The sequence below is a fragment of the Marinobacter sediminicola genome (assembly GCF_031157525.1).
Lineage (GTDB): Bacteria > Pseudomonadota > Gammaproteobacteria > Pseudomonadales > Oleiphilaceae > Marinobacter > Marinobacter sediminicola.
In genome coordinates this window covers 161,455-181,176 of sequence record NZ_JAVIXR010000004.1, presented here as the reverse complement: position 1 = coordinate 181,176, position 19,722 = coordinate 161,455, and the positions used below count along the sequence as shown (strand labels likewise).

Here is a 19,722-nt window from a genome sequence, read left to right as displayed (position 1 = left end):
GGCCCGCAACCAAATTTACGACAGGCACCTGTCACAGATCATCGAGGAGCACGAATGAGCAGTCGCCGCATTATTCTGTTAGCCCATGGTAGCAGCGATAAACGCTGGTGCGACACATTCGAGGCGCTTGCAGAGCCGACGCTAAAGGCTGTACCAAACTCGAGGATTGCCTATATGGAACTGGCGGAACCCTCCCTGGAGGCCGTCGTTCGCGACGGTGTGGCAGCCGGAAGCCGAGAATTCACAGTTGTCCCCCTTTTTCTAGCCGCCGGGCGCCACCTGCGTAAAGATGTGCCGGCCATGATTACAGCCCTTGAGACAACCACTGGGGCAAATATTACGCTTTCCCCCCCCATTGGAGAGAACCCGCTTCTGGGTCAGGCAATCAAAGACGTGGTAACCCTGCAACTGGCTCACAGCGCCAAAGATTAAGGAGCGTCAACATGAAAAAGCGCGTACTGATTACCGGCGGCACTGGCTTTATTGGCGGCGCGCTTTGCGGCACATTGCTTGATCGTGGCTACGGGCTGACCATTTTAAGCCGACAGTCCGCCGATGCAGTACGGGCCCTGTGCGGGCAGGTTGAGGTGATCAATAACCTTGAAAACGTCCGCGGCCATGCGGGTTACGATGCCGTGATCAATCTCGCAGGTGAAGGCATCGCCGACAAGCGCTGGACTGCCGGGCGTCAGCAAGCATTGCTAAACAGCCGCATTGCTTTAACCCACACTCTGGTAGAGGTCATCAAGAGCTGGAAGCAAAAGCCTGACGTGATGGTTTCGGGCTCGGCTGTCGGTTTTTACGGTGATCAGGGTGACCTGCGGGTAACCGAAAACACCGCACCCAACGATGAGTTTACTCACCAGATGTGCAGGGACTGGGAAAAGGCAGCGCTCGAACTGGAATCGCTTGGAGTGCGCGTATGCATCTCCAGAACGGGCATAGTGGCAGGTCCTGGGGGCGGCTTTTTGAAGCGTATGGTTTTACCATTTAAGCTTGGACTGGGTGGCCGCCTTTGCGGCGGGCATCAGTACATGCCCTGGATTCATCGTGAGGATGTGGTCGCGGCTCTTATCTGGATGCTGGAAACGCCACAGGCCTCCGGTGCATACAATGTAGTCAGTCCTAACCCGGTCACTAATCGTGAGTTCACCCTTTGCCTTGCTCGCACACTCAATCGGCCCGCTATGTTCCCTGTTCCGGCACCAGTGCTCAAACTTGCACTCGGGAAGATGTCACGACTACTGTTGACTGGCCAGCGGGCAATACCAGAAAGGCTGATCGACGCCGGATTCGAATTTCGCTATCCGACACTTGCAGAAGCGCTCGAAGCCACCACTAAATAACTTATTAGCTTTTTTCATCAAAAGCGTTGACAGCTGCACGAGGCTTACTTAATATACGCGCCACCTCGACGAGGCAAAGTTTTAAAGCGTTGCGTCCCCTTCGTCTAGTGGCCTAGGACTCCGCCCTTTCACGGCGGCAACAGGGGTTCGAACCCCCTAGGGGACGCCATTTTTTCCCTCATAGAACTCTTGAGTGAAAAAAGTCGCTTACTTGCCCAAATCAAGGCGCGCCTGTTCAGGCGGCCTTTCTATCCAGTTTAATATCTTTCTTTGCAGCGCTAGTGCCGTGAGCTTTCTGATCCCGCATCACAAAAATGCCTACGCCAACAAAAAACGCCACCATCAACAACACAGTCGCAATTCCAGCGAAAACCACCACATCCATATACATATTTTTTCTCCTACCCATATTCAAACTTGATTAAGCTCAGATTACGTCACTACTGAATACGGATATTGATCTAGGTCAATGGCGGCATCACTGCTATAACTCAAAAGCCCTCAAATACAAAAGTGAACATAATTCTCCCGTGTTTTCGCGGATTTGCAGGGAATTTGAATAAAAGGACTGCTATAGTCATCGAATAATGGACTATCTGCTTATATCAACCGGTCTGGGTGGCTGAAGTACAAGATGCCGAAACTGCCGACACGCTTACAACGTTTTCGCTCAGGCTCCCCCCTGTCCTTCAGGCTGCTCGCCTGGATACTTCTGTTCAGCTCGGCCTTCACGCTGATAGCATCGGCTATCCAGATCTATTCTGATTACCGTAACGACCTAGCACAGATTGATAGCCGCATAGCTGTGGTTGAATCCGGGTATGCCTCCAGCCTTGCCAGAAGCCTCTGGGCCCTTGACCAGAAACTTCTGCAAACCCAGATGGAAGGGATTCTCAGCCTGCCAGACATCGTTCATCTGAGACTGGGCATTGAGCCAGACTCTGAACTGGTTATGGGAGACATTCCCCGAGGCTCTGATACCAAATCGCACAAATTTGATCTGCTTCATGAGGGCGAAGGGGCATTCAAACTGGGCGAACTCACGGTAACAGCCAATCTTGATCGTGTTTATGAAGATCTGAAGGTTAAAGTCGGCATTATTCTCGCCACCCAATTCCTGAAAACCTTTTTTGTATCGATATTGATCATCTGGGTTTTCCAGCACTTTGTTACCCGCCATTTAACCGCTATGGCGAACTATGCAAAGGACATCTCTCTGAAGAACCTCGGCACCCCGCTCACTCTTGACCGTCCGGATACTCCGTCGCACCACAGAGATGAAATCGGCCGGGTAACCGATGCTATCAACCAGATGCGCGAGCGTCTGAATGACGACATGGTACGGCAGGAAAGGGATGCCGCCGAGATTCACAAGTTCTCCATGGCTATCGAGCAAAGCCCCTCCTCTGTCGTTATATGCGACCGCCAATGGCGAGTCGAGTTTGCGAACCACAAGTTCACGCAGCTTACGGGGTACAACGCAAAAGCGATTGTTGGCCAACACCCTGGTGCATTAAGCGAGAACACCATGGAAATCCGTGAAAATCGCCAACTGTGGCAATCCATTCGCCTGCAAGTTCAGCGCGTGGGCGTATGGCAGGGTGAAGTGAACAGCGCACGACGCAATGGCGAGCGCTTTTGGGAACAGCTTATTGTTACACCTATTAAGGATAGTGCTGGCGAAGCGACGGGCTACCTTATTCTCGGTGAAGACATCAGCATTCGTAAGCGTTACGAACAGCAATTGTTGCGTCAAGCGAACTACGACATACTGACCGGTTTACCCAACCGCATGCTGGCATTGGACAGGCTCAAATTGGCCCTGGCTCAGGCGCGCCGCGAAGGCACCATGGTTGGCGTCATGTTTTTGGATCTTGATAACTTCAAGCACATTAACGACACACTAGGGCACGACGCCGGCGACAATCTGCTGATTGAAGCTGCGAGGCGAATATCCAGTTGCTTGCGCGGAACAAGCACGGTAGCCAGGCTCGGAGGCGATGAATTTCTTGTGATTTTGCCAGGGCTTAACGGCTCGGATTCCGCGGCACAGGTGGCAGAACGTATTCTTTCGAACTTTACCCCGGCCTATACCTTGAATGGCCAGGAAGTCTTTGTTACGACCAGTATTGGTATTGCAATTTTCCCGACCGATTCAGACAACAGTGGCACCCTTCTCCAGCACGCGGACGCCGCCATGTATCAGGCAAAGCGCCAGGGCAAAAGCTCCTTCGCGCACTTCACTCCCGAAATGTCTGAGGTCTCCCATGAGCGCCTGCAAATGGAATCCCGCATGCGGAGGGCATTGGAGCAAAATGAGTTCGAACTGTATTTTCAACCTATTGTTGAGACCACCACCGGCGAAGTGCGCGCTGTAGAAGCACTTCTACGCTGGAACAACCCCGTTATGGGAATGGTAATGCCGGACCGCTTTATTCCGCTGGCTGAAGAGACAGGGCTTATCATCGCTATTGGTGAATGGGTGCTTGAACAAGCCTGCCTCGCAGCTACCGAGTGGAAAGCAATTGCCGGCCGGGATATTGGAATTTCTGTCAACGTGTCACCAAGACAGTTCCGGGACCCCGGATTTATCAATGCTGTGATGCGTGCGCTAACCAACAACGATCTCGCTCCCCAGTTGCTGGAATTGGAAATTACCGAGCGCTTGCTGCTCGACAATTCCATCGAAACAGCAGAAATTCTCAGAGAACTGGACCGGGCGGGCATCCGCCTGTCAGTCGATGATTTCGGTACTGGTTACTCTGCTCTAAGCTACCTCAAGAGCTACCCGTTCGATACCCTTAAAATTGACCGCACCTTCATCAACGATGTAACAAAGTCGCAAGGGGGAGCCTCCCTGGTGTGCGCAATAATTAATATGGCGCACAGCCTGGGGTTGACCATCATAGCGGAAGGCGTTGAAGAGGAATCACAGACCCATTTCCTGAAGCAGGAAGGGTGTGATTTGTCCCAGGGCTATTTCTACAGTCGCCCACTCCCTGCAGGGGAGTTTATTGAGTGGCTGAAAGCCAATCACCGTACACCAACCTAACTCTCACGGAATACCGGGAACATGAAACAATCCATTCTTGTCGTTAACTGCGGCAGTTCGTCGCTTAAACTTGCCTTGTTCGACGAAAATGAAGAAAAGCTCGTATCTGCAATAGCAGAACGGCTCAATGAGCCGCAAGCCTTCGCACGAATCAATGGTGATGACCGCATCGTCGAATTGCCAGCCAAAGCCAATCACAAGCAAGCCCTTAGTGCATTGGTGTCGGCGTTCCGTGAGCGTGATTTTATGCCCGCAGCGCCCACCTCTATCGGGCATCGCGTGGTGCATGGTGGCGAAACCTTCCGCGAAGCCGTTTTAATAGACAACGGTGTTGTGGACGCGATTAACGACTGCGCAGGGCTGGCCCCTCTCCATAACCCGGTCAATCTTGCTGGCATTGAAGCCACCCGGGAACAGTTTCCTGAAATACCACAAGTCGCCGTGTTTGATACCGCGTACCACCAAACCCTTGCACCCCATGCATATCTTTATGCACTGCCAGAGTCCTACTATCGAGACTGGAGCGTAAGACGCTACGGATTCCACGGAACCAGCCATTTTTTTATGGCCAATGAGGCCGCGCGTCTTCTTGGTAAAACCCTTGCCACTACCTCGATTATTTCAGCGCATCTGGGGAATGGGTGCAGCATTACGGCAATCAAGGACGGTGCCAGCATGGACACCAGCATGGGTCTGACCCCGCTGGAAGGATTGGTGATGGGTACCCGCAGTGGTGATATCGATCCGGGGCTTTTCGATTACCTGAACTCCCGAGGTATGCAATTAGCCGATGTACACAGGGAACTGAACCAAAACAGTGGGCTTCTGGGAATCTCCGGCAAAACTAACGATATGCGCACCTTGTGTGAACTGGCCGACCAAGGCCACGAGCCTTCAGCGCTAGCAATCGAGATATTCTCCTTCCGCCTGGCAAAGTATGTTGGTGCCATGATGGCCTCATTGGATCATCTTGATGCGCTTGTGTTCACCGGTGGTATCGGAGAAAACAGCAGTCGGGTAAGACAGAAGACATTGGGTCATCTCAAGCTGCTCGGATTTGATCTGGATACGGACCGGAATCAGCATAACGGGCGTCGCAGCGATGGCAGGATAGAAAGCGCCAACTCACGATTCCCGATTCTGGTCATTCCCACTAACGAAGAGCTTGTAATCGCACGCGAGGCTGCGCGCCTGGCTGAAAGTTTTTAAATAGATTTACCGGGCTGCCTGCTTCGCCCATTACCAGAACCTGTTACCAGAACTACCGGAACCTCTATATATGGCTAAAAGTCTGTTTATTGCACCTACATCCATGGATTCAGGGCTTACATCCGTGTGTCTGGGCTTGCTGCGCGCAATGGAGCGCGTGGGTATAAGCGTTGGGTTCTACAAACCCTTCTACCAGTCGGTGAACCAAGCCGAGTCTTTGCATAACGATGGCAAAGATTCATCCGTTACCTTTGTGCGCTCGCGAAGCCACCTGCAGCCCCCCGAACCGATTCCTCTGAAGAAGGCTCAGCACCTGTTGAACCGCGGCAAATCCGACCTGCTGATGGAAACCGTGGTGGGCGAATACCAGAAAGTCGCCAAAGATGTCGATGTTGTTATTATTGAAGGTCTTGTTCCCGACCGTCGCGAGGCCTACATCGCTCGTTTAAACGTGGAAGTGGCGCGCAATCTGGGCTCAGACGTGGTGTTGGTCAGCACACCGGGCAAGAGCAGCCCTGCCGAACTCGACGAGGAACTGGATTTCTCTGCACGGCTGTTTTCAGATGTTTCAGCTCAGGATGTGATTGCCGTTATTCTCAACAAACTCGGCGAGCCCGAACGCTCTGGCATGGAACCCTACAGCAATATCAGCCAGACCGAAGGGGAAACTCCGGACTACCGTAATAGCTGCAAGGTGTTCCGCGATGGGCGCTTCCGCTTGCTTGGCCAAATTCCGTGGCAGTCCGACCTACTGGCGCCGCGCGTGTCTGATATTGCCCGAGAGCTTAACGTCCCGGTGCTGTATGAAGGCCAGATGCACACTCGCCGGGTACAGAGAGTATCTGTCTGCGCCCGCTCCATCCGCAACATGACGGAGACCCTTGGCCCAGGCACCTTGATGGTGACTCCTGGCGACCGCGAAGACATCATCGTGACAACCGCCGTTGCGGCACTTAATGGTGTTCCTTTAGCGGGCCTCATGCTGACCGGCGGGCTTATGCCTGATCAGCGAGTCATTGATCTGTGCTCCCGTGCGCTGCATACGGGCTTGCCGGTGCTGAGTTCCCCCACCAATACTTACGAAACCGCACACATGTTGGCGAATCTCTCCAGCGCGATTCCCACCGACGACCCTGACCGGGTCGAAAAAGCGATGGAAGCCGTAGCGACAAAGATCGATACAGACTGGCTGCAGGAGCACCTGCGCGTTGCAGTTCAGAGCCGACTGTCCCCACCGGCATTTCGCTATCAGTTATCTGAACGCGCCCGGGCGGCAAACAAGCGCATTGTACTGCCAGAAGGCAGTGAGCCACGCACCGTTCAGGCTGCGATCATTTGTCACCAACGCAAGCTTGCACGTTGCGCCCTGATTGGCAACGCAGCAGACATTCGGGATGTTGCGGCTTCGCAGGGCTTCGAGTTGCCTGACGATATTGAGATCATTGACCCGGTTGATGTGCGCAAAAACTATATTGCCCCCATGGTTGAGCTGCGCAAACACAAAGGGCTGGCCCCGGATATGGCCGAAGCACTGCTTGAGGACAATGTGGTTCTGGGCACCATGATGGTGGCTCTGGATGAAGCCGACGGTCTTGTTTCAGGCGCTATCCACACCACAGCAAACACCGTGCGCCCTGCCCTTCAGCTGATCAAGACCCATGACGACGCCAAAGTAGTGTCGTCAGTGTTTTTCATGCTGCTTCCGCAGCAGGTGCTAGTTTATGGTGACTGTGCAATCAATCCAGACCCCAATGCAGAGGAACTGGCCGATATCGCTATCCAGAGCGCCGAATCTGCAGAAGCTTTTGGTGTGGAGCCTGTGGTTGCCATGATCAGCTACAGCACTGGCGAGTCTGGTAGTGGTCACGATGTGGAGAAGGTGCGAGAGGCCACCAGAATAGCGCGCGAACGCAGGCCGGACCTGCTCATTGATGGTCCGCTGCAGTACGACGCAGCAGCCATCGAAAGCGTGGCACGCAGTAAAGCACCCAATAGCAAGGTCGCGGGCAAGGCGACAGTGTTCATATTCCCGGATCTCAACACCGGAAACACGACCTATAAAGCGGTTCAGCGTAGCGCTAATGTAGTGAGCATTGGCCCAATGCTACAGGGCCTGAGGAAACCAGTTAACGATCTCTCGAGGGGGGCGTTAGTAGAGGATATTGTGTTTACCATCGCACTGACAGCGGTGCAGGCAAAGCAGGTTGAGGATGCGGGGCTGGCCTGAGCCGCCCCGATCAACAAACAGTCCCGCTAGCGTTTAGTGCTCTTCTGGCGGGTCTTTTTCACTTGACGACCTGCCTTCTGGTCGTTGTCCTGCTTTACCTTCTGGCGAGGTGTTTTCCGATCAACCTTGTTGGCGAACGGGTTCTCGGCGGAGCGGAACTCAAAGCGGATCGGTGAACCGGTGACATTCAGCACTTTGCGAAACGTATTTTCAAGATAGCGCTTGTAAGATCCAGGTAAGGCATCTGTCTGGTTACCGTGGACAACAATAACCGGCGGGTTAGAGCCACCTTGGTGTGCATAGCGCAATTTTATCCTGCGTCCACGAACCATTGGGGGCTGATGTTGCGCAATTGCATCTTCCAGAATCGCCGTAAGCCGGTTGGTCTGCCACTTCGCCATGGCTGACTCATAACAAGCCTCCACTGACTCGTACAGAACCCCTACCCCCGAGCCGTGCAGCGCAGAGATATAGTGCTTGTCAGCATAATCCAGAAAGTCCAAACGACGCTTCACCTGCTCCTTCACTTTGGCGCGGGCTTCAGGATCCATTCCGTCCCACTTGTTGACCGCAATCACCAGTGAGCGGCCGGCATCGAGAACAAAGCCGATAAGATGCAAATCCTGATCAACCAATCCTTCACGCGCATCAATAACCAGTATCACAACATGGGCATCGTCGATGGCCTTCAATGTTTTGATAATGGAAAACTTCTCCACCGCTTCATTCACATTTTTGCGGCGCCGAATACCTGCGGTGTCGATAAGAGTGTATTGCTTTTCGTGGCGCTCATAAGGGATATAAACACTGTCCCGAGTAGTGCCAGGCATGTCATAAACAATCACCCGATCCTCGCCCAGCATACGGTTGACCAGCGTTGATTTACCTACGTTGGGACGACCAACAATGCCTATGCGAATACCAGGGTAACGATCCGCCCGATCAGCTGCTTCACGCTCTTCTTCAGAAGGTAGCAGCAACTCAAGCATCGATCGTATGCCGCGGTTATGGGATGCGGCAACCATAAACGTTGAAGAAAACCCAAGGCTATAGAAGTCAGCCGCAGCGACATCGGGATCCTGCCCGTCGGTCTTGTTAACCACCAAATGGGCTGGCTTGCCCGACCGGCGCAGGTGATCCGCGATTATCTCATCGCCGGCAGTCAAACCCGCGCGACCGTCAACCAGGAACAGAACTATGTCTGCTTCGTCTACGGCCTGCATGGACTGCCGGGCCATTTCGAGATCCAGCCCTTCTTCTGTACCCGTCAGACCACCGGTATCAATAACGATAAAGCGCTGGTCTTCGTAGGTGCCCTCACCGTACTTTCGATCCCGGGTCAGGCCGGGAAAGTCTGCCACCAAAGCATCGCGGGAGCGCGTCATCTGGTTGAATAACGTCGACTTGCCAACATTCGGCCGGCCAACAAGGGCAATTACTGGGGTCATAATGGTTCGCTATGAAGTTATTTTAGGCTCTGTCTTTTGGCAGAGCCTTGAGTACGAACGGAACCGTTCCGTTCTCTCAGTGTGAATACAGACAATTTACCGCCGTTTCCGAAAACCATCAGGTTACCGTTCGCCAACCGCTGCAATGGAACCCGGAGGCCATCGCTATCATAGTGCGTCTGGCCAACAAGGCGCCCATCATCTGCAGACAATACATGCAGATAGCCTTCGTAGTCGCCAACAACCAGATAGTTTTCGTAAACAGCTGGCTGGGTCAACTGGCGCCAGGATAACTTATCCTGAAGCCATACTTCTCTTCGGTCCGAGCCACGATAAGCCACAACATCGCCGTTAGCAGATGACATATATATATTGCCACCCCCGATCATCGGGGCTTGCAAGCTGGATGCCTTACGGCTCCATATCTCCTGCCCAGTGCGGATATCAACGAGCGCAAGCTTTCCTTGATAACCCGCAACCATTATTGCACTCTCGAGAACCAAAGGCTGACCCGCAATATCCACAAGCCGCTCAAGTTCCGTCCGCCCCTGAGGCTGCCCAACTTCGTACTGCCACAATGGCTGCCCTGAGTCGGCCGCCAACGCCATCAGCTTTCCGTTGGAGAACGCCGCAATCACCACATCGCCGCCCACCAATGGAGCAGCAGCGGCCCGCAGAGACAAAGCAGGCACAACGCCGTCATACTGCCAGAGTATTTCGCCATCAGCTGTATCAAACGCGAGGACTCGCCCATCCGTTGTTTGAGCCACTACCAGCGATCCGTTCGATTGCGGCGCTGCCAAGGCCTCTGTGGGCAAGGCGCTACGCCATAGTTCCCGCCCGTCTTCACGGGAAAGCGCGATCAGATCTGCTTCACGGGTGACCAGGTAGAGTTGTTCCAGATCCCCACCAACACCGGCAAATATGCGGTCTTGAAGCTCGCGCTCCCATATCAACTTGCCAGTTTCCGAATTCACAGCAACCAGCTCGCCATCCGCAGAAGCCGCGTACACAACGTCTCCCGCATTCAATGGTGCCAAGTATAGAAAATCGCCATCATGTCCGTCGCCGACGGACATCTTCCAGACTGTTTTAAGCGCAACGGAGCTATCTACTTCAGGAACCGGCACCGGTTGCTCAAAGGTATCGGTTGTGCTGCACCCGGTGATACCCAGTGCAGCTACCAGGGCTGAAAAAACACCAGCCCGGAACAGCCTGTTACCCGCAAACTTCATCAGGCCTCCTCTCCAACACCAAGATCAGACAGCTTGAGCTCCAAAATACCACTGCGGCCTTGCTGGCTTTGTTCACGGGCAGCCAGATAAGCATCCAGTGCACCTTTCTTGTCGCCCTTAGCCAACAGAATGTCACCACGCAACTCAGAGAAAATTGCAGTAAAAGCGTCAGCGCTTTCAACATCGCCAGCACCATCGATGGTTGCCAGTGCATCATCATAACGCTCGGCAGAGAATTGAGCGCGGGCCAGACGGTTACGAACCACCAGCGCCAGTGCTTTATGGTCACCGGCTTTTTCAAGAGCCCACTCCAGTGAAGCAACGGCTGCTTCCGCATCCTTGTCTTCAACCAGCTGCTGACGGGCCAGAATCAAATTGCCATAAACTGCATAGGCGCTTTCAGCATGATCTTCACGCAGCGTGTTCGCAACGAAGTCTACAGTTTCGCCAGCAGTGTCATCCGCTTGATTGCCAAATGCGTTTAACAGCGTGGCAAACTGGTTAGCAGCTTCCGCTCGCTGTTGTTCCTGATGGTTCTGCCAAGCCTGCCAGCCGAAAACAATTGCGAGGGCGGCACCGATACCAATGAGCAGAGAGCTGCCATTTTTCTTCCACCAGTCCTTGATCGCCTGAACCTGTTCTTCTTCGGTGCGCATTTCCGCCATGATGACTCCTGTAATGGTTTTTTACTTTTATATTGATGCGAATTCAGTTCGCCAGGGCTTTCGCAAGCACCGATGCAAGATCGCTCTGTGCCACACTGCTTTGTTCTTCATCGGAACGCAGCGGTTTGAGACCCACCGTTGCGTTCTCTATTTCGTTGTCGCCCAGAATCACTGCGTACCGAGCGCCACTTTTGTCCGCTTTTTTCATCTGACTTTTGAAGCTGCCACCGCCACAATGGCTGATCACCACGCGACCTTCCAGCTGATTGCGCAGTGTTTCCGCAAGCGCCATTGCTGGTGCTAACGCTGTATCGCCCATAGCGGTTACGTAGACATCCGCATTGCTGTTTGCTTCTTCCGGCACAAGCCCGAGGGTATCAAGCAGTAAAATGAGACGCTCCAGCCCCATGGCAAACCCAACAGCCGTCGTCGGCTTCCCGCCAAGCTGCTCAACAAGACCGTCGTACCGGCCGCCCGCACAGATAGTACCTTGTGCGCCAAGACTCTCGGTCACCCACTCAAAAACGGTTTTCCCGTAGTAATCGAGCCCGCGAACCAGAGCTGGGTTAACGGTGTAGACGATACCCGCAGCATCCAGAAGCTCTTTCAGGCGATCGAAATGCTCACGTGACTCTGCATCAAGATAGTCTTCAAGGCGCGGCGCATCGGCAAGCAACTTGCGGGTGCCCGAATCTTTGGTATCCAGAATGCGAAGTGGGTTGGTATCGAGTCGTCGCTGGCTGTCTTCATCAAGTTCCGATTTGTACTGCCCCAAGTATTCGACCAATGCCTGACGAAACTCCTTGCGGGCAGCAGATGATCCAATTGAGTTGATTTCCAGGCGAGCATGATCGGTAAGGCCCAATTCCCGCCAGAGTCTGGCCGTAAGAATCAGCAGTTCTGCGTCAATGTCCGGGCCCTGAATACCGAAACACTCAACGCCAATTTGATGAAACTGACGATAGCGCCCTTTTTGTGGCCGCTCATGCCGGAACATCGGCCCGGTGTACCACAACCGCCGGGTCTGGTTGAACAGCAGCCCGTGCTCTTCGGCAGCCCGTACGCAGCCAGCCGTACCTTCTGGCCGAAGCGTCAGGCTATCGCCGTTACGGTCCTCAAAGGTGTACATCTCCTTTTCAACGATATCGGTCACTTCGCCAATGGAGCGTTTAAACAGATCTGTCTGCTCGACAATGGGCATCCGGATTTCCTGATAACCATATTGCCGGAGCACTTTGCGCGCGGTGGACTCAACGAACTGCCAGATGGGTGTCTGTTCTGGCAGGATGTCGTTCATCCCGCGTATTGCCTGAATCTTAGCCAATGTAAACCCTTAATTCCTGCTGGATAATCGTGCCTGCTCGATTACTTGCCCGAGCGCGCAATAATGGCATCTTCCTGTTCTTTTTTTCGGGCGATTTCTTCACGAATCAGCCGCTCAAGATCATCCGTAAGATTGGCATTGTCGAGCTTTTGATTTGGTTTTCCTGCCCTGTAAAACAGGTTCTTTGGGCTGCCTCCGGTTAGGCCGATATCCGCCACTTTGGCTTCACCGGGACCGTTGACGATGCAGCCGATGATGGCAACATCCAAAGATTCGTTCACGTCTTCCAGTCGCACTTCCAAATCGTTCATGGTCTGGATAACGTCGAAGTTCTGACGGGAGCAGCTCGGGCACGCAATGAAGTTAATGCCCCGACTACGCAAGCGCAGGCTTTTGAGTATGTCGAAACCGACCTTGATTTCCTGAACCGGGTCTGCGGCCAGAGACACCCTGATCGTGTCGCCAATACCATCCATCAACAACATGCCAAGACCGATGGATGATTTAACCGTACCTGCACGGAGCCCGCCGGCTTCGGTGATGCCCAGGTGAAGCGGCTGATCAATCTGGGTGGCGATCTTACGGTAGGCTTCCACCGTCATGAACACTTCCGATGCTTTCAGACTCACTTTAAAATTCTGAAAATCATGCCGATCAAGAATGTCGATATGGCGCATTGCCGACTCAACCAAAGCGTCCGCCGTGGGTTCGCCGTACTTGCGCTGAAGCTCTTTTTCAAGTGATCCGGCGTTTACGCCGATGCGCATAGGTATGTTGCGATCCCGGCAAGCGCTGATAACTGCACTGACCCGGTCATCACGACCAATGTTGCCAGGGTTGATGCGCAAGCAATCCACGCCCAGCTCAGCAACCCGAAGCGCTATTTTGTGATCAAAGTGGATGTCTGCAACCAACGGCAGAGACACCCGCTCGCGAATCTTTCCGAAGGCATCAGCAGCCTCCATTGAGGGTACAGATACCCTGACAATGTCGGCACCCGCTTCCTGAAGCGCAGTAATCTGACCAACCGTTGCGTCAACATCGCAGGTATTGGTGTTGGTCATGCTCTGAACAGCTATGGGCGCATCGCCACCAACGGGAACATCCCCAACCATGATTTGGCGGGATTTGCGTCTTATGATCGGGGATTCGTGTTTCATGTGCTTACGACCGAGATAGATAAATGCAAAAAAGTGTTCAGATTGTCAGTGTGAACTCAGACCGGTTGTTCACCACCGGGAAGTCCCTTATGTCCACAGACTCGCCCTGAAAGCGAATCGTATCCACAGTGCTTACTGCGCCAATAACAACCTTCAATGGGGGTTTGCCGGATACTTGAAGTGTATCACCTGCTCTTTGCAGGGAACTGGCCAAACGATGTCCAGTGGCATCACTTACCTGTACCCAGCAGTCACCTGTAAATGCAATTTCCAGCACGCCGGATACAGGCCCAGAGCTTTCCGTAACCGGCGGCTGGGCCAGAGCTGGCTCTATGGTTTGAGCCACAACGGGTACCTGGTCTGAAACTTCGGGCTGCACCACAACCTGCTCAGGCTCAACATCCCCGGCAACCAGCTCGGCCGCTGGGGCTTCATCAAGATATCCAAGATCAGACTGAATCTCGTTATTGTCATCACTCTTGCTGTCGGGCTCATCGGGTAAGCTGATGCTATCTTCTGGCAGCGCATCATCCGGCTGCGACATGACACCCGTTTCCGCCGGAAGCTCGGCATCTGCTTGGCCAGCAGTAAACTTCGGCATAACAAACATGACCACTAAAGCGCCAACAGCCACCATTGCCGCAAACAGCAAAAAAAGCTTGGCGATGCGGCGCTTTCTGCGCCTCCGACGCTCAATATCAATGAGAGGGTTGGCTTCAAGCTCCCGGGCTTTCTGAATTCGCGCCGGTTCAAGTTCAACATTTAAATCAGCAATAATGGCATCTGCATCCAGGCCGACCTGTTTCGCATAGGCTCGAACATAACCTTTAAGGAATAGCTCGCTGTCGATTTGTGCGTAATCGCCATTTTCAATAGCCTGGACAACACCATTTCTTAAATGCTGGGCATCAGCAATCTGGGCGACGCTCAATCCTTGCCTTTCACGAGCTCGCTTCAGTTGCAGGCCAACGGCTTCATTCGCTGCATTTTGTTGGGAGTCATCACTTGTCATTTGAAATCAGCGCCTTGTATTGTTGGTACTCTACTGACTCCGGGTACTTGTTCTTCAGCTGCAAAATCAGGCTCGCTTCCTGATTTCTATCCCCGGAATATCGCGCAATACGAATACCCGTAAAAAGACTCTCAGGCGAATGCTGCAAATTCGGGTTACGCTGCATGATCGACAGAAGGCGGTCATAATAGCGCTTGGCCCCGGCCACATCGCCCGAGTCGACCATTACCCGGGAAAGCGAAAGCAAGGAGCGCGCATCGCCACGGGAAAGCTCCGTCGCGCGACGATAGGCAACAATTGCACCGTCCTGATCCCCAAGGCGCTCCTGTGTCATTCCCAGATTGTAAAAAACAGACCCACGGTCTTTGTAACTCGTATCTCTGGAAGCTGCGCTAAATTGATTGCGCGCCTCTGAAAACCGCTGTTTGGAATAAAGAAAGGCGCCATAATACACTCTTGCACGCGTGTATCCGGCGTCTTTGGAGATTGCGTTCTTGAAGCTCTCTTCTGCAAGCTCCGACTCGCCATCAGCATTATAAATCAACCCCAGAGTCGCCAGGGCCTGCGGGCTGTTTGGCTCAATCTCAAGAGCACGGTCCAGATGATGCCGCGCGCGCTCAATGTTACCTTGGCCAATATAGGCCGAGGCAAGCTCAACGTAATTATCAACAGCTTTCTGGCGGTCCGCTTCACGGGAAAAACGGTTATCCGTAGTGGTAACACACCCGGTGACCAGCAGAGCAACCAACAAGGCCGCTGCTGTAGAACATCGTCCATTTAGCAATTTCATAGCCACAGAATGCGTTCCTCGCGGGTTAAACATTGCAAGTGTCCGATCAGGAATTCACCTGCTGAACATTGATGTATCGCTGGCTTCTACGGGTACGGTCTTCAACCTGTCCAACAAGCTGTCCACACGCCGCATCAATATCATCGCCGCGGGTTGTTCTGATGGTAGCGATGTAGCCTGCCTCATTCAGGACAGCCTGAAAACGCCGGGTAGCGTTCATGCTAGGCCGACGGAAGTCGCTTTCCGGGAACGGATTAAAGGGAATGAGGTTGATTTTGCAGGGAATATCCCGCAACAACTCAGCCAGCTCGTGAGCATGCTCTGGCTTGTCATTCATGCCTTCAATAACCGTATACTCAATGGTCGCTTTACGCTTATCAGGAAGACGGCTGAAATAGCGTTTTGTGGCCGCCAAAAGCTCCGCAATCGGGTACTTTTTGTTAAGCGGCACCAGCTTGTTTCTCAACTCATCATTGGGCGCATGCAAGGAAATGGCCAGTGAAACATCGGTAACTTCCGCAAGCTTATCAATGCCCGGCACCACGCCCGAGGTACTGAGCGTTACCCTGCGTTTGGAGATACCGTATGCGAGGTCCTCCATCATAAGATTCATTGCATCTACCACGTTGTCAAAATTCATCAGGGGCTCTCCCATTCCCATCATGACAACGTTGGTAATTGGCCGGTCAGGGCCCGGCTCAAATGGCATGAAGGCTTTGCGCGCAACCCATACCTGCCCGATAATTTCGGCAGCCGTAAGGTTTCTGTTAAAACCACGCTTGCCCGTTGAACAAAAGGTGCAGTCCAGGGTGCAGCCGATTTGCGAAGACACACACAAAGTGCCCCGCTCACCGTCTGGAATCAGAACAGTTTCTACACTGTTGCCGTTATCCATGCGCATGACCCACTTGCGTGTGCCGTCTTTCGATGTTTCATCGTAGACGACTTCCGGACCACGAATTACGGCTATTTCCTTGAGTTTTTCCCGTAGAGATTTACTCACATTGGTCATTTGATCGAAGTCATCCACACCCCGCTGATGCATCCACTGGAGCATTTGAGTAGCACGAAAACGCTTCTCGCCCAGGGATTCAAAGAAAGCCTCAAGCTTTGCTTTGGGCATTCCCAGCAGGTTGGTTTTTTCAGCAGCGGCTGTCATTTTATAACCTCGATCAGATAATCAATGCGGGAGCCGCCGACGGCAGCCCCCGACCAACAAAATCAGCCGCGCGGGCAGATTTCGTTGTCACTGAAGAAATAAGCAATTTCACGCTCTGCAGAAGCTGCAGAATCGGAACCGTGAACCGCATTCGCATCAATAGATGTAGCGAAGTCTGCGCGGATTGTGCCGGCATCCGCTTCCTTCGGGTTAGTTGCACCCATCAGGTCGCGGTTCTTCAGGATGGCGCCTTCGCCTTCCAGAGCCTGAACAACAACAGGACCGGAGGTCATGAATGCAACCAGATCGTTGAAGAAAGGACGCTCTTTGTGCTCAGCGTAAAAGCCTTCCGCCTGCTCCTGGGTAAGGTGCATCATGCGTGACGCTACAATGCTCAGGCCGGCTTTTTCAAAGCGGCTGTAGATTTCACCGATCACATTTTTTGCAACTGCATCGGGCTTGATAATAGAAAGCGTGCGCTCATTAGCCATGGTATTTCTCCTAGAGGGTTTGGGTTATGGAATACGGGTGAATTTCAGGCCTGCGATTATACGCAGTCAGAGGCCCACTGCCTACCGCACTGCGCGAAGGCGGGTAACAACTTCAACAATTTGCGTGCTGGCGAAGGCAATTTCCTCAGACGTGGTAAAACGCCCGATGGAAAATCTCAGTGCACGATGGGCTAACTCTTCGCCCAGCCCAATACCGAGAAGCACATATGAAGGCGCTAAGGTGGCAGAAGCGCAAGCAGAACCAGATGACACAGCGAGATGCCTGAGACCAAGCATCAGAGACTCGGCATCAACACCATCAAATGAAAGATTCATGATTCCCGGCACGCGGCACGTATCAGAACCATTGAGAGTCACCCCTGACAACCCTTCAAGGCCACCAAGAAATTCAGCACGCAAGGCTTCGAGCTTGCCGATTTCTTCCTCGAGACAGAGCTGGGAAATTGCGAATGCCTTACCCATGCCAACAATCTGGTGCGTCGGCAGGGTTCCCGAACGCATACCACGCTCATGGCCACCGCCATGAATCTGGGCTTCGATACGAACATCCGGCGATCGCCTCACATAGAGCGCGCCCACACCTTTGGGTCCGTATACTTTGTGGCCAGAGAGAGACATAAGATCCACTGGCATAGTGGTGACATCAACGGCGAGCTTGCCAGCGGCCTGGGCCGCATCGACATGGAACAAAACACCACGGTTTCGAAGCTCCGTACCAATAGTGGCTATGTCAGTTACACAACCCAACTCATTGTTCACAAGCATCAGGCTCACCAGAAGAGTTTCTGGCTTAAGCGCATCAAATACCTGCTGCGGCCGGATCACGCCATCACGTTCAGGCTCCAACCACGTAACTTCAACACCGCGGCCCTCGAGCCATTTACAGGTATCAACAACCGCCTTGTGTTCAATAGTAGAGGTTATGACGTGGGCTTTATCTCGACCCGCAACCGCGCCCTTGATGGCGAGATTATCAGATTCGGTAGCTCCGGAAGTCCAGACTATTTCACGAGGATCCGCATGAATCAGGCTCGCCACCTGACCTCGAGCAGCCTCTACAGCCGCTTCAGCCTGCCAACCAAAACCATGGGAACGGGACGCAGGGTTACCAAAGAAGCCCTCCGGTGTCAGATACTTGATCATCTCTTCCGCTACGGCAGGATCAACGGGTGTTGTTGCCGCGTAATCGAGGTATACAGGCTTTTTCATAGAATACAGAGGCTTGATTCAGGCGGGCGCCTGATCTATCAGACGCTCGGTATTAATTGTGTCGGAATCACCTTCGGCTTGCCGGCGATTCTGTCGGTCCGCAACCTGGCGGATTTCGTGTCTTTGCATCAGATCTCCGAGACTGATCCCGCTAAGAAACTGATGAATCTGATCACTCAAGTCAGACCACAGGTGATGCGTCAGACATTTTTCACCATTCTGGAAATCGCCCTTATTTCCACACCGCGTGGTATCCAGGGACTCACTGACTGCATCAACCACTTCGGCAATGTAAATACTGGCCGCACTTCGGCTCAGGTGATAACCACCGCCGGGCCCACGAATACTTATCACCAACTCCCGGCGACGAAGACGTGAGAAGAGTTGCTCCAGATAGGAAAGCGATATTTCCTGACGGGCTGAAATATCCGCTAGCGTTACCGGCCCCTGCCCTCCGTGGAGAGCGAGATCCAGCATTGCCGTAACGGCGTAGCGGCCTTTAGTAGTCAACTTCATGGCATCAGCCCCATGATGGGAATGAATCTCAGTATGCGAGACTGAGTATGAATTGACCAAGTAATTCAGTCAAGTATTCAGCCGCGATCCTCGCTTTCATCACGCACGCAATCAAAATCGTCTTCGTCAAGCACCGGAAGCTCTCCATTCTGGTACTCACTATTCACCTTGCGCAGCGCCTTACACATGATTTCAATGCGATCATCCACCGCATGCATGTGATCCAACAGCGCACGCATGGAGCGAGCAACAGGATCCGGCATCTCCTCGGTCACGCCATAAGCATCAAAACCCATGCGCTCTTCCATAACCTTGCGGCGGGCATCGTCTTCCATTTTTTGCTTCACGATAATCCGACCGGGGATTCCCACAACAGTCGCACCGGCGGGAACCGCTTTGGTTACCACTGAGTTAGATCCAACCTTGGCACCCTCGCCTACCTCAAAGGGCCCGAGTATTTTCGCGCCTGCACCAACGACCACACCGTTACCTATCGTGGGATGCCGCTTTCCCTTATTCCAGCTTGTTCCGCCGAGGGTCACACCTTGGTACAGCGTCACATCGTCGCCAATAATCGTCGTTTCCCCAATAACCACGCCCATGCCATGGTCAATAAAAAAGCGCCGACCAATCGTTGCGCCCGGATGAATCTCGATACCCGTAAACCATCGTGCCAAGGTCGATATTGTGCGAGCCAGCCATTTCAGCCCGACATTCCACAGCCAATGGGAGAACCGGTGAATAAGCAGTGCGTGGAGCCCCGGGTAATTCGTGAGTACCTCAAACGTGTTCCTGGCAGCAGGATCTCGATGAAAAACGCTATTTATATCTTCTTTCAAATGCCTAAACATGGCCATT

18 protein-coding genes and 1 tRNA gene are annotated in these 19,722 nt (G+C 53.2%); 6 read left to right on the top strand and 13 right to left on the bottom strand.

The window, feature by feature from the left end:
* The first annotated feature begins 54 nt into the window (after positions 1-54).
* The 3 genes from RG807_RS07695 (at position 55) to RG807_RS07685 (ending at position 1,515) form a co-directional block, all read left to right on the top strand.
* A complete protein-coding gene (locus tag RG807_RS07695) occupies positions 55-432 on the top strand; it encodes a sirohydrochlorin chelatase (RefSeq protein ID WP_309044370.1) in 378 nt (125 codons plus the stop codon).
* Positions 433-443: 11 nt separating this feature from the next.
* Positions 444-1,346 carry a TIGR01777 family oxidoreductase gene (locus RG807_RS07690; protein WP_309044369.1) on the top strand — a complete coding sequence of 301 codons (903 nt, stop codon included), beginning with the start codon at positions 444-446 and terminating at the stop codon, positions 1,344-1,346.
* Between the two features lie 93 nt (positions 1,347-1,439).
* Positions 1,440-1,515: transfer RNA gene (locus tag RG807_RS07685), tRNA-Glu, on the top strand.
* A 66-nt stretch (positions 1,516-1,581) separates the two neighbouring features.
* On the opposite strand, the gene ccoM is transcribed toward RG807_RS07685, so the two are convergent.
* Positions 1,582-1,737, bottom strand: coding sequence for a cytochrome c oxidase subunit CcoM (gene ccoM / locus RG807_RS17800; protein WP_410803694.1), 156 nt, complete (start codon positions 1,735-1,737; stop codon positions 1,582-1,584).
* Positions 1,738-1,980: 243 nt separating this feature from the next.
* Here ccoM and RG807_RS07675 point away from each other — a divergent pair, with 243 nt between their 5' ends.
* From RG807_RS07675 to pta, 3 genes are all read left to right on the top strand, one after another.
* Positions 1,981-4,398, top strand: coding sequence for a bifunctional diguanylate cyclase/phosphodiesterase (locus RG807_RS07675; RefSeq protein WP_309044368.1), 2,418 nt, complete (start codon positions 1,981-1,983; stop codon positions 4,396-4,398).
* 21 nt (positions 4,399-4,419) lie between these two features.
* A complete protein-coding gene (locus RG807_RS07670) occupies positions 4,420-5,607 on the top strand; it encodes an acetate kinase (RefSeq protein ID WP_309044367.1) in 1,188 nt (395 codons plus the stop codon).
* Between the two features lie 70 nt (positions 5,608-5,677).
* Complete coding sequence (pta, locus tag RG807_RS07665; RefSeq protein ID WP_309044366.1) at positions 5,678-7,834, top strand: phosphate acetyltransferase; 2,157 nt, start codon at positions 5,678-5,680, stop codon at positions 7,832-7,834.
* 26 nt (positions 7,835-7,860) lie between these two features.
* Here pta and der read toward each other — a convergent pair whose 3' ends face one another.
* The 12 genes from der to cysE form a co-directional block, all read right to left on the bottom strand.
* On the bottom strand, positions 7,861-9,282 hold the full coding sequence (der, locus tag RG807_RS07660) for a ribosome biogenesis GTPase Der (RefSeq protein ID WP_309044365.1): 1,422 nt from the start codon (positions 9,280-9,282) through the stop codon (positions 7,861-7,863).
* Positions 9,283-9,299: 17 nt separating this feature from the next.
* Entirely contained in the window at positions 9,300-10,517 is a 1,218-nt protein-coding gene (gene bamB / locus RG807_RS07655) for an outer membrane protein assembly factor BamB (protein WP_309044364.1), read from the bottom strand.
* Positions 10,517-11,182 carry a YfgM family protein gene (locus RG807_RS07650; protein ID WP_309044363.1) on the bottom strand — a complete coding sequence of 222 codons (666 nt, stop codon included), beginning with the start codon at positions 11,180-11,182 and terminating at the stop codon, positions 10,517-10,519. The genes bamB and RG807_RS07650 overlap by 1 nt, the downstream gene beginning before the upstream one ends.
* A 43-nt stretch (positions 11,183-11,225) precedes the next feature.
* Positions 11,226-12,506 carry a histidine--tRNA ligase gene (gene hisS, locus RG807_RS07645; RefSeq protein WP_309044362.1) on the bottom strand — a complete coding sequence of 427 codons (1,281 nt, stop codon included), beginning with the start codon at positions 12,504-12,506 and terminating at the stop codon, positions 11,226-11,228.
* 41 nt (positions 12,507-12,547) lie between these two features.
* Positions 12,548-13,666 (bottom strand): flavodoxin-dependent (E)-4-hydroxy-3-methylbut-2-enyl-diphosphate synthase, encoded by a 1,119-nt coding sequence (gene ispG, locus RG807_RS07640; RefSeq protein ID WP_309044361.1) that lies wholly within the window; start codon positions 13,664-13,666, stop codon positions 12,548-12,550.
* Positions 13,667-13,703: 37 nt separating this feature from the next.
* Positions 13,704-14,678 carry a RodZ domain-containing protein gene (locus RG807_RS07635; protein ID WP_309044360.1) on the bottom strand — a complete coding sequence of 325 codons (975 nt, stop codon included), beginning with the start codon at positions 14,676-14,678 and terminating at the stop codon, positions 13,704-13,706.
* Complete coding sequence (gene pilW / locus RG807_RS07630; RefSeq protein WP_309044574.1) at positions 14,668-15,468, bottom strand: type IV pilus biogenesis/stability protein PilW; 801 nt, start codon at positions 15,466-15,468, stop codon at positions 14,668-14,670. Before pilW ends, RG807_RS07635 begins: the two co-directional genes overlap by 11 nt.
* Before the next feature lie 46 nt (positions 15,469-15,514).
* A complete protein-coding gene (gene rlmN / locus RG807_RS07625; RefSeq protein WP_200204985.1) occupies positions 15,515-16,627 on the bottom strand; it encodes a dual-specificity RNA methyltransferase RlmN in 1,113 nt (370 codons plus the stop codon).
* A 62-nt stretch (positions 16,628-16,689) separates the two neighbouring features.
* Positions 16,690-17,118, bottom strand: a complete 429-nt coding sequence (gene ndk, locus RG807_RS07620) for a nucleoside-diphosphate kinase (protein ID WP_200204986.1) — start codon at positions 17,116-17,118, stop codon at positions 16,690-16,692.
* An 81-nt stretch (positions 17,119-17,199) separates the two neighbouring features.
* The gene (locus tag RG807_RS07615; protein WP_309044359.1) at positions 17,200-18,348 is read right to left on the bottom strand and encodes an IscS subfamily cysteine desulfurase; all 1,149 of its coding nucleotides are present in this window, start codon (positions 18,346-18,348) and stop codon (positions 17,200-17,202) included.
* An 18-nt stretch (positions 18,349-18,366) separates the two neighbouring features.
* Positions 18,367-18,864 (bottom strand): Rrf2 family transcriptional regulator, encoded by a 498-nt coding sequence (locus RG807_RS07610; RefSeq protein WP_309044358.1) that lies wholly within the window; start codon positions 18,862-18,864, stop codon positions 18,367-18,369.
* Positions 18,865-18,941: 77 nt separating this feature from the next.
* The gene (cysE, locus tag RG807_RS07605) at positions 18,942-19,715 is read right to left on the bottom strand and encodes a serine O-acetyltransferase (protein ID WP_298446930.1); all 774 of its coding nucleotides are present in this window, start codon (positions 19,713-19,715) and stop codon (positions 18,942-18,944) included.
* Between the last annotated feature and the right edge of the window lie 7 nt (positions 19,716-19,722).

Coding starts and splice junctions, on each gene's coding strand:
- RG807_RS07695 (WP_309044370.1), top strand. CDS start 55: ATGAGCAGTCGCCGCATTATTCTGTTAGCCCATGGTAGCAGCGATAAA.
- RG807_RS07690 (WP_309044369.1), top strand. CDS start 444: ATGAAAAAGCGCGTACTGATTACCGGCGGCACTGGCTTTATTGGCGGC.
- ccoM (WP_410803694.1), bottom strand. CDS start 1,737: ATGTATATGGATGTGGTGGTTTTCGCTGGAATTGCGACTGTGTTGTTG.
- RG807_RS07675 (WP_309044368.1), top strand. CDS start 1,981: ATGCCGAAACTGCCGACACGCTTACAACGTTTTCGCTCAGGCTCCCCC.
- RG807_RS07670 (WP_309044367.1), top strand. CDS start 4,420: ATGAAACAATCCATTCTTGTCGTTAACTGCGGCAGTTCGTCGCTTAAA.
- pta (WP_309044366.1), top strand. CDS start 5,678: ATGGCTAAAAGTCTGTTTATTGCACCTACATCCATGGATTCAGGGCTT.
- der (WP_309044365.1), bottom strand. CDS start 9,282: ATGACCCCAGTAATTGCCCTTGTTGGCCGGCCGAATGTTGGCAAGTCG.
- bamB (WP_309044364.1), bottom strand. CDS start 10,517: ATGAAGTTTGCGGGTAACAGGCTGTTCCGGGCTGGTGTTTTTTCAGCC.
- RG807_RS07650 (WP_309044363.1), bottom strand. CDS start 11,182: ATGGCGGAAATGCGCACCGAAGAAGAACAGGTTCAGGCGATCAAGGAC.
- ispG (WP_309044361.1), bottom strand. CDS start 13,666: ATGAAACACGAATCCCCGATCATAAGACGCAAATCCCGCCAAATCATG.
- RG807_RS07635 (WP_309044360.1), bottom strand. CDS start 14,678: ATGACAAGTGATGACTCCCAACAAAATGCAGCGAATGAAGCCGTTGGC.
- pilW (WP_309044574.1), bottom strand. CDS start 15,468: ATGAAATTGCTAAATGGACGATGTTCTACAGCAGCGGCCTTGTTGGTT.
- rlmN (WP_200204985.1), bottom strand. CDS start 16,627: ATGACAGCCGCTGCTGAAAAAACCAACCTGCTGGGAATGCCCAAAGCA.
- ndk (WP_200204986.1), bottom strand. CDS start 17,118: ATGGCTAATGAGCGCACGCTTTCTATTATCAAGCCCGATGCAGTTGCA.
- RG807_RS07615 (WP_309044359.1), bottom strand. CDS start 18,348: ATGAAAAAGCCTGTATACCTCGATTACGCGGCAACAACACCCGTTGAT.
- RG807_RS07610 (WP_309044358.1), bottom strand. CDS start 18,864: ATGAAGTTGACTACTAAAGGCCGCTACGCCGTTACGGCAATGCTGGAT.
- cysE (WP_298446930.1), bottom strand. CDS start 19,715: ATGTTTAGGCATTTGAAAGAAGATATAAATAGCGTTTTTCATCGAGAT.